Origin of the sequence: Microbacterium aurantiacum (genome assembly GCF_002872075.1) — a bacterium.
GTDB lineage: Bacteria > Actinomycetota > Actinomycetes > Actinomycetales > Microbacteriaceae > Microbacterium > Microbacterium aurantiacum_A.
Map to the genome: position 1 here is coordinate 242,788 of NZ_PGGU01000029.1, position 12,581 is coordinate 255,368.

The 12,581-nt window shown below is 66.6% G+C and carries 12 protein-coding genes; 8 read left to right on the forward strand and 4 right to left on the reverse strand.

What is annotated here, in order from left to right:
* Positions 1–84: 84 nt before the first annotated feature.
* Entirely contained in the window at positions 85–858 is a 774-nt protein-coding gene (locus CUR96_RS18095) for an SDR family oxidoreductase (protein ID WP_102194715.1), read from the reverse strand.
* A gap of 153 nt (positions 859–1,011) precedes the next feature.
* On the opposite strand from CUR96_RS18095, the gene CUR96_RS18100 reads away from it, so the two are divergent.
* Positions 1,012–1,614, forward strand: a complete 603-nt coding sequence (locus CUR96_RS18100; protein ID WP_180969101.1) for a TetR/AcrR family transcriptional regulator — start codon at positions 1,012–1,014, stop codon at positions 1,612–1,614.
* 52 nt (positions 1,615–1,666) lie between these two features.
* Positions 1,667–2,485, forward strand: a complete 819-nt coding sequence (locus CUR96_RS18105; RefSeq protein ID WP_180969102.1) for an N-acyl homoserine lactonase family protein — start codon at positions 1,667–1,669, stop codon at positions 2,483–2,485.
* Positions 2,486–2,532: 47 nt separating this feature from the next.
* On the opposite strand, the gene CUR96_RS18110 is transcribed toward CUR96_RS18105, so the two are convergent.
* Positions 2,533–3,954, reverse strand: coding sequence for an APC family permease (locus CUR96_RS18110; RefSeq protein ID WP_102194718.1), 1,422 nt, complete (start codon positions 3,952–3,954; stop codon positions 2,533–2,535).
* A 100-nt stretch (positions 3,955–4,054) separates the two neighbouring features.
* Between CUR96_RS18110 and CUR96_RS18115 the strand changes: the two genes are divergently transcribed.
* Positions 4,055–4,657, forward strand: a complete 603-nt coding sequence (locus CUR96_RS18115; RefSeq protein WP_102194719.1) for a TetR/AcrR family transcriptional regulator — start codon at positions 4,055–4,057, stop codon at positions 4,655–4,657.
* Between the two features lie 59 nt (positions 4,658–4,716).
* Here the strand turns inward: CUR96_RS18115 and CUR96_RS18120 are convergent, their stop codons facing one another.
* Entirely contained in the window at positions 4,717–5,298 is a 582-nt protein-coding gene (locus CUR96_RS18120) for a PadR family transcriptional regulator (RefSeq protein ID WP_102194720.1), read from the reverse strand.
* A gap of 124 nt (positions 5,299–5,422) precedes the next feature.
* On the opposite strand from CUR96_RS18120, the gene CUR96_RS18125 reads away from it, so the two are divergent.
* Complete coding sequence (locus CUR96_RS18125) at positions 5,423–6,511, forward strand: aromatic ring-hydroxylating dioxygenase subunit alpha (protein ID WP_102194721.1); 1,089 nt, start codon at positions 5,423–5,425, stop codon at positions 6,509–6,511.
* 2 nt (positions 6,512–6,513) lie between these two features.
* Positions 6,514–7,497, forward strand: coding sequence for a PDR/VanB family oxidoreductase (locus tag CUR96_RS18130; RefSeq protein ID WP_102194722.1), 984 nt, complete (start codon positions 6,514–6,516; stop codon positions 7,495–7,497).
* A gap of 392 nt (positions 7,498–7,889) precedes the next feature.
* Here the strand turns inward: CUR96_RS18130 and CUR96_RS18135 are convergent, their stop codons facing one another.
* Complete coding sequence (locus CUR96_RS18135) at positions 7,890–8,810, reverse strand: LysR family transcriptional regulator (protein ID WP_102194723.1); 921 nt, start codon at positions 8,808–8,810, stop codon at positions 7,890–7,892.
* Between the two features lie 148 nt (positions 8,811–8,958).
* On the opposite strand from CUR96_RS18135, the gene CUR96_RS18140 reads away from it, so the two are divergent.
* The 3 genes from CUR96_RS18140 to CUR96_RS18150 are packed head-to-tail and all read left to right on the forward strand — an operon-like array spanning position 8,959 to position 12,553.
* Positions 8,959–10,113, forward strand: coding sequence for a tyramine oxidase subunit B (locus tag CUR96_RS18140; RefSeq protein WP_102194724.1), 1,155 nt, complete (start codon positions 8,959–8,961; stop codon positions 10,111–10,113).
* Between the two features lie 3 nt (positions 10,114–10,116).
* Positions 10,117–11,310, forward strand: a complete 1,194-nt coding sequence (locus CUR96_RS18145) for an FAD-dependent oxidoreductase (protein ID WP_102194725.1) — start codon at positions 10,117–10,119, stop codon at positions 11,308–11,310.
* 1 nt (position 11,311) lies between these two features.
* Positions 11,312–12,553, forward strand: a complete 1,242-nt coding sequence (locus CUR96_RS18150) for an allantoate amidohydrolase (protein WP_102194726.1) — start codon at positions 11,312–11,314, stop codon at positions 12,551–12,553.
* Positions 12,554–12,581: the final 28 nt, after the last annotated feature.

The following is a 12,581-nucleotide window of genomic DNA, read 5'->3' on the forward strand; positions in this document are numbered from 1 at the left end:
GTCCTGGCGAACGCGAACGGCTGAACGACCGAGCCGGGTGCGGGTCGTGACAGATCCGCACCCGGCTCGGAGCCGGCGAACGCCTCAGGCCCCGCGTTCTTCGTTGATGGAATTCGCTCCGTCCACGGTGATGAGCTGGCCGGTGATGTAGGACGCGCCCTCGCCGGCGAGGAAGACGATGGCGTGCGCCACCTCGTCAGCCGTCCCGGAACGTCCGACCGGCGTCGCCTGGCCCATCGCCCGCTCGTGGTCGGAGGCGGATGCCGTCTCGATCCATCCTGGAGCGACGGCGTTGACCGTGATGCCCGCCGCCGCGGTGTCGATGGCAGTCGCCCGGGTCATGCCCACGACGCCCGCTTTGGCGGCGTGGTACGCGACGTCGCCGGCGTAAGCCTGCACCGGTCCGGAGACCGACGCGACGTTGACGATCCGACCGTACTGCGCTTCGCGCATGCCGGGGATCACCGCGCGGATCATGAGGAACGACGTCGTGAGGTTGCGTTCGATCGATGCGTGCCACTGCTCGAGCGTGAGATCGTCGATGGAGCCGGGGTCGTCGGGGTCTGACATCGACGTCATCCCGGCGTTGTTGACGAGCACGTCGACGCCGCCGAACGCGTCGTGTGCTGCGGCGACGACGGCATCGACTCCCGCCTGCTGCGTGAGATCGGCGACGACTCCGGCAGCCTCGAAGCCGCCGCGGCGCAGGGTCTCCACGCGGTCGAAGATGCGGTCGGTCGTCGAGGTGATGACGGTGCGCATCCCCGCGGCCGCGAGCGCGCGGGCTGCGGCGAATCCGATGCCGTGCTCGCTGCCGGCTCCGGTGACGATGGCGGTGCGCTGTCGTGTCTGAGCCACGGTGGCCTCCAAGATATCGAGGATAGATTGGAACGATCGTACAATATTGCTATCCTAGACTCCGTGTTTCTTACGAGACTGACGAAATCGATGCCGCATATTGTTGTACGATCGTCCTGATCGACCGAATGGAAGAGGGACCCATTGCCAGGAGTGACGGAACCGCCCAGCAAGAAGGGTGCAGAACGCAAGGGCAGGATTCTCGAGTCGGCCCTGACGGTGATCGGCAGAGACGGACTCGCAGCTCTGTCGATGCGATCTCTCGCCGCCGAGGCGGGCCTGCCGCTGGGCGCATTGAGCTACTACTTCGTCAACAAGAAGCAACTGATCGGCGAGGCCTTCGACGCGCACGCCCACCGCGAACTGCAGCGGGTGGTGCAGACGATCGCCTTGATCGGCGATGCGGGTTCCGCGGCTGATCTCGCGGGACGTCTGGCGGATTTCGTCATCGATGGGCTCGCGAACGACGAGAACGCACTGGTCGCTGAATACGAGTTCCTCGTCGAGGCCAGCAGGCGGCCGGAGATCGCTCGGGCCTCCACCGCCTGGCAGCAGGCCCTGCATGCGCAGCTGGCCAACGTCCTCGGCCGTCTCGGCTCTTCCGAGCCGTCGACCGACGCGCGGCTGATCATGGCCACGATCGCGGGGCTCGAAGTCGACAACCTGACCAGAGACGCACTGCCCCGTACGCAGTCGACCGCGATCCGCGAGACCCTGGCGCGGCTCATCGATGTCCTGAGCCGAGCATGGGAGTGACCGGATGCCCAGCGATGACCCGCTCCAACCGCCCGAGAAGAGGATGATGACCATGAGCTCCAGCACGCGCGAGGCCCCGCTGTCCGCCGAGACGTGTCAGCAGCTGATCTGCTTGACGCTGGCGTGGGATCAGATACCGGAATGGATCTCGATGGAGGGCGGATCCGACCGGGTCCTGCGTGAACCCGTATGCGCCATCCTCGTGAAGACCACGATCGGCTGGGTTCTGCTCGACACCGGAACGGACGCCCGACGCTTCCGTGGCCCGAACCCCGACCGTGATCTGTACGCTCCGGCCGGCCTCCCCGAGTTCCTCACCGACGGCGACCCGCTGCTGGACGCGCTCGCCGCCCATGGCCTCGCTCCCTCCGATATCGCCGTGGCAGCGGTCTCGCACCTGCACTTCGATCACTCCGGCGGTCTCCGGCATCTGGCCGAGGCCGGCGTCGAGGTCTGCATCCAGCGGCGTGAGCTCGACTTCGCGATCACGACGGCCGGCCGAGAGGACGCGTACCTGCGGGAGGACTACGAGCACCCGGCGCTGACATGGCGCATCCTGGACGGCGATGGTGTGATCGCCCCCGGCGTGGACGCCGTATCCACACCCGGGCACACGCCGGGGCACATGTCCTACCGAGTCCGGATGGCCGAGTCGGGAACCTGGCTCTTCGCCATGGACGCGATCGACCTGCAGGCGGGAATCGATCATGATCAGGTCGTGGGGACGCACGCCCTGCCGGCAGACGCCCCGTTGGTGCGGGAGTCCCACGATCGACTCACGGGACTCGCCGCAGCCGAGGGTGCGCGGCTGGTCGCCGGCCACTGTCCGGTGACGTGGCCCGCACTCACCGCCGCAGACGGATTCGTGTGACAGAGAGCGGGACCGCGTGCGGTCCCGCTCCCTCACTCGAATCGAGTTCACTGCTCGTCGTCCCAAGCCTCCAGCATGAGGAACGCGGTTCCCTTGCGTGGGCGAAGGTATCCGAAGTAATAGACGTACCCCGCCACCACGACTCCGCCGGCGATGCTCACGCTCACCCACTGTTCGGGATTGAGAACGCTGATGCCGATCACGCTGGCGATCACGACGAGCGCCACGAGCGCCGGCGCCGGCCAGAACGGCATCCGGAACAGTTCCGAGGCCGGGACGCCCCCTTGGCGGCGCACGACGATGGCGGCGATGGCGATGAAGGCGAATCCGGTCACCACCGTGGACCCGGTCGCATTGAGCAGCACGGTCATGGGGATGAGGCAGCAGAGGCCGGAGAGCACGCCCATCACGATCGTCGCGACGCGCGGCATGTGCGCCGCCCCGGAGACGCGGGAGAGGGGCTTGGCCAGTACGGCGGGCAGCGCCTTGTCGCGGGCGGCGGCGAAGAGCAGCCGTCCGGCCTGGAGGCTGAGGGCGATGTTCGCGTTGAGGATCGCCAGCGCCATCGACAGCAGCACGAACACCGAGAGAGCGTGACCTGCCCGCTGCTCGAGGAAAGCCTGCACCGGCAGCTCGGCGCCGACGAGTCCCTCCAGGGAATCGGCGCCCAGCATGACGAAGACGAGCGGCACCACCTCGACGACGACGGTGATGACAGCCGAGAGGAGCACCGCCCGAGCCACATTGCGCCGCGGGTTCTTCGTCTCCTCGGAGAAATACACCGCGCCGCCGTAGCCGAACTGAGCGAAGACGCCCTGGGTGATGACGAGCACCAGACCGGCGATGCCGATGGGTGCCAGAGCGCCACTCGAATCCAGCGCCTGCGGGTTGAGGAGATCGGTCACGGGGCGTTCGATGTGGATGGCACCCAGGCCGGTCAGGAGCACCAGCGCAGCGATCTCGACGACGAGGAAAGTACCGGTGACCCAGGCGTTCGTGCGAATGTTCAGGCACGACACGACGGTGGCGATGAGGGTCACGCCGAGGGCGGTGACGACGGGGTCCATCCCGGCGATCGTCACCCCGAGGTAGTCGGCGACGCCCAGCGCGAAGACCGCCTGGGATAAGGGCAGTCCCACGAGCCCCAAGAAGAACACCGCGCACCCGGAGGCGGGTCCCAGCGTCCGGCTGACCAGGGCGTAATCACCGCCGGCGATCGGATGACGGGAGCCGAGTTCGGCATAGCACAGAGCGACGAGCAGGCTGATGACACCTCCGATGAGGAAACCCCAGAACACGCCGGTGCCGTACGCCCCCAGTGCTGCTCCTCCCAGGATGAATACGCTGGCGGCGGGGGAGATGGAAGAGAGCGTGAGCATCACGTTGCCGCCGACGCCCAGCGAGCGCGCGAGGCCCTTCTGCGATGCGCCGGTGCCGTCGGTGGTGAGCGTGGGTGGAGAGTTCGTCATGGCTTGATCTGCCTGTCTGAAAGGGGAGGGCGTCGATTCTTTGACTCGAACGTCAAAGAATCCTTAGGAGGATGACATGTGACGCCGGTACTGTCAACTGGTGGCACGAAAGAAGAATCAAGGCGCCCGGCGCACGGCGCTCATCGAAGCGACGTACACTGCCGGCCTCGAACGTGGCCTGCGTGCGCTTTCGCTGACAGATGTCGCCAAAGAGGCCGGGCTGACGCGCGGCGCGGTCCTTTACTACTACGACGACCTCGACGCTCTGCTTCTCGAAGCCCACGCTGCCGGTGTCGCCCGTTTCTGCGACCAGCGCGACGCGACCGTGGCCCAAGAACCGGACCCTCGGCGGAAACTCGCCGTCGCCATCACGACGGGCTTGCCTTCTGGACCGGACGACGCGCTGATGCGTCTGCTGTTCGAACTCGACGTGCTCGCAGGGAACTCCGAACTGCACGAGGAGCTGGTGCAGGAACTCGATCGCCGTCAGCTCGTCACCTACCGAGGAATCATCGACGCAGGAGTGCAGGCGGGAGTCTTCAGGCCGAATCTTGATGCCGACCTCGTGGCCAAGACCCTCGTGGCTCTCGAGGATGGCTACGGCTTGCAGATCGTGGCAGACCGCATCACGACTCACGCCATCGCGGTCGGAGCCATTCGGTCGGTCGCGGCTGAGCTCGGTTGCCCGACAGGCGACGCGTAGTCGTCGCCGGATCCGAGGCACGCTTCTGCGGCTCTCGAACCACGATGTTGTGTGCGGCGCTATGGGTTCAGGTCGCCGAGAAGTCGCAGGCCGCGTTTGGCCCAGCGGATCTCGGCCTTCGCGCGCTCCACCAGACCCTCGTAGGCGAACACTTTGAAGGCGATCGCGCGCTCGCGCTCCGATTCGGGGATGGCGAGGAGCCGGCGCTGGAGCATCGGATGCTCGCCCGAAAGGATGCGATCGATCTCGCTCTGCCAGCGGTCGAGCAGCTCCGTGTGCTGGCGTGCGTGGTCGGCGAGAAACTCTCGTGCCGCCTCGGGCTCGGCCGATTCGAGATACGCCGCCCGCAGGTGTGCGGGGTCGCGCACGCGTGAGTACTCCATCGGCTCGTTGATCCACTCGAAGAAGGCCTCGGCGCCGTCTTCGGTCGCGTGGTAGATGCGGCGCCGACCGCGCTCGCCGCGGGTCTGCTCTTCTCCGCGGATCAACCCGGCCGTCTCCATGCGCCGAAGCTCGGGGTAGATCTGCGAGTCCGGCGCGTGCCAGACGTGCCCGACGGACTCCGAGAACAACTTCTGCAGTTCGTAGCCCGACAGCGGGCCGACCCGCAGGAGGGCCAGCAGCGCGTATCTCAGGGACATCGAACCTCTCTCGTCATGTCCAGGAACGTATCAGGACGCGGTGATCCCTTGCGTTGGCGACACTTCGATCGTACGATGCAGATACCTATCTACATAGGTAAATTTCCGACACGAGGGAGTGGCGATGACCGAGACCACGACGGCGAAGATCTTCGACTACCCGCGCAATGCCTGGTACGTCGCCGCCTGGGACCACGAGGTCACCAGAAAGCCGCTCGCACGCACGGTCGCCGGTCGGCCGCTCGCCATGTACCGCACGGAGGACGGCACGCCCGTCGCTCTCGCCGACGCATGCTGGCACCGGCTCGCACCTCTCTCGATGGGCAAGGTCATCGGCGATGATCTGCAGTGCCCGTACCACGGCATCCGCTACAACCCCGCAGGGCGGTGCACCGCGATGCCCGCCCAGGAGACGATCAACCCGAGTGCCACCGTCGCCTCCTTCCCCATCGTCGACCGCTACCGGTATCTGTGGGTCTGGGTGGGAGATGCGACGCTGGCAGATCCGTCGACGATCCCCGACATGCATCAGATGACGTCGCCGGAGTGGACCGGCGACGGTGAGCTGATCCACGCGGAGTGCAACTACCAGCTCGTGGTCGACAACCTCATGGACCTCACGCACGAGGAGTTCGTGCACACTTCGAGCATCGGGCAGGACGCTCTCAGCGAGTCGGAATTCGTGACCAGCCACACCGACACCACGGTCACCGTCGAGCGATGGATGATCGACATCGAGGCCCCGCCGTTCTGGCTCAAGAACATGCGCGACAAGTTCCCCGGATTCTCGGGGAGGGTCGATCGCTGGCAGATCATCCACTTCGAAGCGCCGTCGACGATCTGCCTGGACGTCGGCGTGGCCGCCACCGGCACGGGTGCACCGGAAGGCGACCGCAGCGCCGGCGTGAACGGGTACGTGATGAACACCATCACGCCGGAGACCGACCGCACCAGCCACTACTTCTGGTCGTTCCAGCGCAACTACCGACTGGACAGCCAGCTCATCACGACGCAGCTGCGCAACGGCGTGCACGGCGTCTTCAACGAGGACGAGGTGATGCTGCAGGCGCAGCAGGCCGCCATCGACGCGAACCCCGACTATGAGTTCTACAGCCTCAACATCGACGCCGGCGGAATGTGGGTGCGACGGCTCCTGGAGCGGATGCTGGAGGACGAAGGCAGGATGCCCGTACCTGCCGCGGCTGGGCACTGACCGTGGCGAGTTCGCATTCCATCGTCTGGCAGCAGGCGACGGTTCTCAGTGGCACCGAGCTGACCCCCGCCATCAAACGGATAGTGATCCGTCCGCAGCATCCGGTCCCCGCCCCGCCCGGGTCGCATGTAGATGTGCGTCTGCGGGTCGGTGCGGAGCTCGTCACGCGGTCGTACTCGAGCGTCGACAGCGACCCGGCGGGGACAGCGCTCGCCATCAGTGTCTTCGACTCGGAGGTATCGCGGGGCGGTGCGAAGGTGATGCACGCCCTGAGGGCGGGGGACGTCATCGACGTGACGCAGCCTCTGCAGGACTTCCCGCTGCGCCTCGGCGCCCCCTCCTATACTCTTCTCGCCGGCGGGGTCGGAATCACGGCGATCCTGGGAATGGCGGCGGCGCTCTCTGCAGCGGGCGCCGAGTACCGGATCGTGTACTGCGGGCGTGCGCGCGAGCACATGGCGTACCTGACGGACCTGGAAGCGGCTCACGGCGACCGGTTGCAGGTGCACGTGCGCGAGGAGGGCACATCGTTGGACGTCGCTGCGCTCGTGGACGGCGTCCATCCCGACAGTGAGCTGTACATGTGCGGGCCCATCCGGCTGATGGATGCGGTCCGTCGAGCATGGGTGGAGCGCGGACATTCTCCGTCTCGCCTGCGGTTCGAGACCTTCGGCAACAGCGGCTGGTTCGCCCCGGAGCGCTTCACCGTCCGAGTGCCGGCGCTGGGGCTGCAGACGGTCGTCCCGCCCTCCTCGACGCTTCTGGAAGCGCTCGAGGCCGCCGGCGCGGATGCGCTGTTCGATTGCCGGAAAGGCGAGTGCGGGCTGTGCGAAGCGCGCGTGATCGGGCTCGAAGGGGTGATCGACCACCGCGACGTGTTCTACAGCGAGCGCCAGCGGGACGCGAGCTCGAGAATCTGCGTGTGCGTCTCGCGGGTCTGCCTGCCGTCCGGCGGCCACGCGGAGATCTCGTTGGAGCTCAGTTAGTCGACGCCGCGACCTGCGGGTTGGGCGTCAGCACACTTTCCGGACAGTGCTTCATCAAGTGAGGTCGAGCCTGCCCAGTGCCGAGCGAGATGCATACTCGAGGTCGGATACCAGGGTTGTTGCGTTGATCGGTGCAGAGTGCCCGGACAGCCGGGTGCCCACCATTTCGGGTCGCTGTCATAGCTGGCCTCTGCCGCCCTCGCGTGGTCTGCGACGATGGCCCTCAGCGAAGAGAAGGACCTGCACGTGAGCACGCACTTGCGCGCGCCGTCTTCGCGGCACTCGACGGGCTCGTATTGCAGTTCGTGAGCGGCGCCATCAATCGCGAGCAGTCGACTCGTCTGTTGCTGCTCTGTGGAAGCTTGCGGCCCTGGCGAGTGGTTCGAACTCTGCTAACCGTTGAGTACGCCTGACGACGCGGCCGCCTCGCGAAGGCACTCGATGAATGCGGTTCCGCGTGCGTCACCGGTCGCTCTCGTCTGCCGAACGGCGAGTAGACGCGTCTTCGGAGCGCCGGCGAGGGGGACGACGGCGATGGATGCCGGAATGAGCTGACGGACGGACTCGGGCAGGATGCTCGCGCCGACGCCTGCGGCGACGAACCCCAGCGCGGTCTCCTGGTGCACGACCTCCTCGACCACGTTCATGGGGTGAGGGGCGGTGGAGAGGGCATCCGTGACGCGGTCGACGAAGCCGGGCATGAGGGAACGAGGGTAGGAGATCATCGGCACCTCGACGATCTCGTCGACGGTCACCTCGGTGCGCTGCGCGAGCGGATGACCGATCGGCAGACAGGCGACGAGGCGTTCCTCGAACACCACCTCCGCTGTGAGAGGGATCGACGAAGCATGGTCGGCCGCGGGATCCTCGTCGCGTACGATGCCGATGTCCAACGTCCCGTCCCGCACGCGCTCCAGTTGTTCGCCTGAGGTGAGAGGAACGAGCGTGAGGGCGATCTTCGCGCTTCTCGACCGGAACAGCTGGACGACGTCGGGAAGTACGGTGTAGTTCGCCGAGCTGACGAATCCCACGCTGAGCTGGCCCGCGAGCCCTTCCACGTAGTCGCGCATGTCGGCGCGCACGGTGTCGACCTCGTCGAGGATCCTGCGGGCCCGCTCCTGCAGGTGACGTCCGGCCGGCGTGAGCTGTACGCGCCGTGTGCTGCGGTCGAAGAGAGAGGTGCCGACCTCGCGCTCGAGGCGTCCGATCTGAACACTGAGCGGCGGCTGCGACATGTGGAGCTTCTGCGCTGCTCGGCCGAAGTGGAGTTCATCGGCCACGGCCATGAAGTAGCGCAGCTGACGGAGTTCCATGGCGGGAACGATACGGGTTTCGTATTACCGCGTTGTTTCCGGGGGATTGCGAGCGAAATGCTATCAATGCGGCGCGGAAATAGTATTTGACCTGGGGTTGTCAACAGCTGTTCTCTGGTCATGAAGCACCCGACCTGAAGGACTCGACATGACTGCTGACAGCGTTGCCCCCACCCGCATCGACATGCTCTACCTCAGCGAGCCCGAGGTGATAGCGGCCGGGATGAAGGACATGGCCCGCTGCATGGAGGTGATGGAGGAGGTGCTCATCCTCGTCGCGCAGGGCGACTACCGGATGGCCGGCAGCTCGGCGAACTCGCACGGCGCGCAGATCGGATTCCCTGCGAGCTCGCCCTTCCCGGGTATGCCGCTCGATGCTGCCGATCGCCGCTTCATGGCCATGCCTGGGTACCTCGGGGGGCGCTTCGACACCGCCGGGGTCAAATGGTACGGCTCGAACATCGAAAATCGCGAGAAGGGCCTTCCTCGATCCATCCACCTGATCGTCCTGAATGACAAGGAGACCGGCGCTCCTTATGCGATCATGTCCGGCAACCTCGAGAGCGCCTACCGAACGGCCGCCGTTCCCGGTGCGGCCGCGAAGAAGTTGGCGCCGGTGAACGCGAAGTCCCTGGGCATCATCGGTCCCGGTGCGATGAACAAGAGCGCGCTGCACGCCATGACGACGGCGCGGCCGACGCTCGACACGATCCGCATCAACGGCAGACGTCGCTCGACGTCGGAGGCGTTCGCCGAATACGTGCGCGAGCACTATCCGCAGTTCACGACGATCGAGATCGCCGAGACCGTCGAGGACGCCGTGCGGGAATCCGACATCGTCTCCGAGGCTGTGACGGGACTCGTCGGCTCGGAGAACTACCCCTACATCGATGGGGATTGGATCAAGCCGGGTGCGTTCCTGAGCCTGCCGGCGAACCTGCGCATGGACAAGGAGTACACGCTCTCGGGCAAAGCGCGACTCATCGCCGACGCCAAGAAGATCTACGAGGCGTGGGCCGAGGAGTATCCTGCCCCGTCGCACGAGACGGCGTTCGGCATGATCGGTCTCTACTGGCAGGACCTCATCGAAGCGGGCGAACTCGACGAGTCGCGCGTCGTGAACATCGGCGACGTGTTCGAGGGCACCGTGCCGGGGCGTGAGTTCGACGACCAGCCGGTGCTGTTCAGCGTCGGTGGCATGGGCGTGGAGGACGTCGCCTGGGCGAAGACCGTCTACGAGAACGCCGTCGCTCAGGGGATCGGCACGAAGCTGAACCTCTGGGACGCGCCGGAACTGGTCTGACCCGTGGGAGAGAGAGACACCGACGCGGTCGCCGAGACCGCGAGCTATGCCATCATCGGTGCCGGTCTGAGCGGAGCCTCCGCCGCATGGCGGCTGGCCCAGTCCGGCGCCGAGGTGATCCTGCTCGAGCGCGATGTGCCGGCATCCCACCTCGGCAGCTCGCATGGGTCCGCGCGCATCTTCCGCTACGCCTACCACGACCCGTTCTACGTCGATCTGGTCGTGCAGGCGCAGCACGGCTGGGCAGAGCTCGAAACGGCGAGCGGTGTTCTTTTGATCACCCCGAGCGGGGCCTTGGACTGCGGCATCGTGCGCGACCCACGCGGACTCGCCCACGCCCTCGAGATGAACGACATCGAACACGAGCTCCTCACAGCCGGAGACGCCAAGGCGCGATGGTCGCAGCTGAACTTCGACAGTGACGTGCTGTGGCACCCTTCAGCCGGCATCATCGACGCCGAGCTCGCCGTCGAGACGATGGTGGGCCTCGCCCGAGCCGCGGGCGCCGAAGTGCGCCTGGGCTGGGAGGCCGCATCGGTGCGCCATGCGGAGTCCGGCTACCTGGTCACCTCGGACAATGGCGACACGGTGCATGCCGAACAGGTGATCGTCGCCGCCGGCGGCTGGCTGCCGGCCCTGCTCGGCGGGCTCGACCTGCCCGGCGGATTCGTGGATGCGCTGCCGCAGTTCGAGGTCCGGCAGGAGAACGCGTTCCACTTCCTGTACCGCGACGCCAGGGACTGCGGAGTCACGCCTCTGGGGGCTGCCGCCTCGTGGCCGACGTTCATCTACAAGGGCGAAGACATCCAGACCTATAGCCTGCCCGGCGGACGCGATGCGCAGTTCCGCGGCCAGAAGGTCGCCGAATACAACGGCGGGCGCGTAATCCCGTCCGCGCGCGATCAAAATGGCCAGATCGATCCTGCGAACCGCGGACGCGTCGTCGACTTCGTCGAACGCTTCACCCCCGGGCTCCTGACGACTCCCTATGCAGAATCCACGTGCCTGTTCACGAACGTGCCGAGCGACGACATGATCATCGACCGCGTCGAAGGCATAACGATCCTCTCGCCATGCTCTGGACAGGGAGCGAAGTTCGCTCCTCTTCTCGGTGAGCTCGTTCTCGACCTGGTATCCGGTTCGCAGCGCGCATCCGATAGGTTCCGCGCGGCCGGCCAGCGATTCGCGGGGGTGTGACGTGGGTTCGACGACTCATGCCGACGCGAATGCCCTCCTGGCCGAGATTCTCGGCATCGGCGTGGATGCGGAGCGCGGCGGCTACTCGCGTCCGGTCTTCTCGTCCGCCGAAATGGAACTGCGGGCATGGTTCACGGCTCGCGCCGAAGAGCGCGGGCTGACGTTGGAGACCGACGGCAACGGCATCATCTGGGCTTGGTGGGAGGTGGGAGGCGCACGGGACGCCGAGCGGCGGCGTGGCGTGATCGTCACCGGTTCGCACCTCGACTCCGTCCCCGGCGGAGGCAACTTCGACGGCCCTCTCGGCGTCGCGAGTGCTCTCGCGGCAGTCGATCTGCTTCGGGACCGCGGCGTGGCGCCGGTGCGTCCGCTGGCCGTCGCCGTGTTCCCCGAAGAGGAGGGATCGCGGTTCGGCATCGCCTGCTTGGGCTCCCGATTGCTCGCCGGTGCGGTGGAGCCGGATCACATTCGCGCGTTGGTCGACGATTCGGGGCACTCGTTCGCTGAGGCTTCCTCGGCTGTCGGACTCGATCCCGCGCTCATCGGTCCTGACCCCGCTCGTCTCGCGGACATCGCGGCATTCGTCGAACTGCATGTCGAACAGGGACGCGGGCTCGTCGACCTCGAGCAGCCTGTCGCGCTCGCAGGCGCGATCATCGCGCACGGTCGGTGGCACGTGCGGATCGAAGGACGAGGCGACCACGCCGGTGCCACGAGAATGGCCGACAGGCAGGATCCCGTGGTCGTCGCCGCTGAGACCATCCGATGCCTCCGCCAACAGACTCTGTCAGTCGACGATGCCCGCGGAACCGTCGGGCGGGTGAAGGTCACGCCCGGGGGAACCAACGTGATCGCCTCCTCGGTCGACCTCTGGATGGATGTGCGACATCGCAACGACAACGCGGTGCGCCGCATCGTCGACGCCGTGACGACGATGACCGAGACAGCAGCGGATGCAGAGGGGTGCCGCGTCAGCGTGACCGAGCAGTCGTTCTCGCCGACCGTGCAGTTCGATGCGGCGCTGCGTGATCGGCTGCAGGCTGTGCTACCCGGTGCTCCCGTTCTCGATACCGGAGCCGGCCATGACGCCGGGGTGCTCGCCGATGTCATCCCCACCGCGATGCTCTTCGTCCGCAACCCCACCGGAGCGTCGCACACTCCCGCGGAGACCGCCGAATCCGACGATGTCACCGCGGGAGTGGAGGCTCTTGCGCAGGTTCTGCAAGACCTCCTCACGCGCTGACCGCACCCGCCATCCAAGACACGAACGC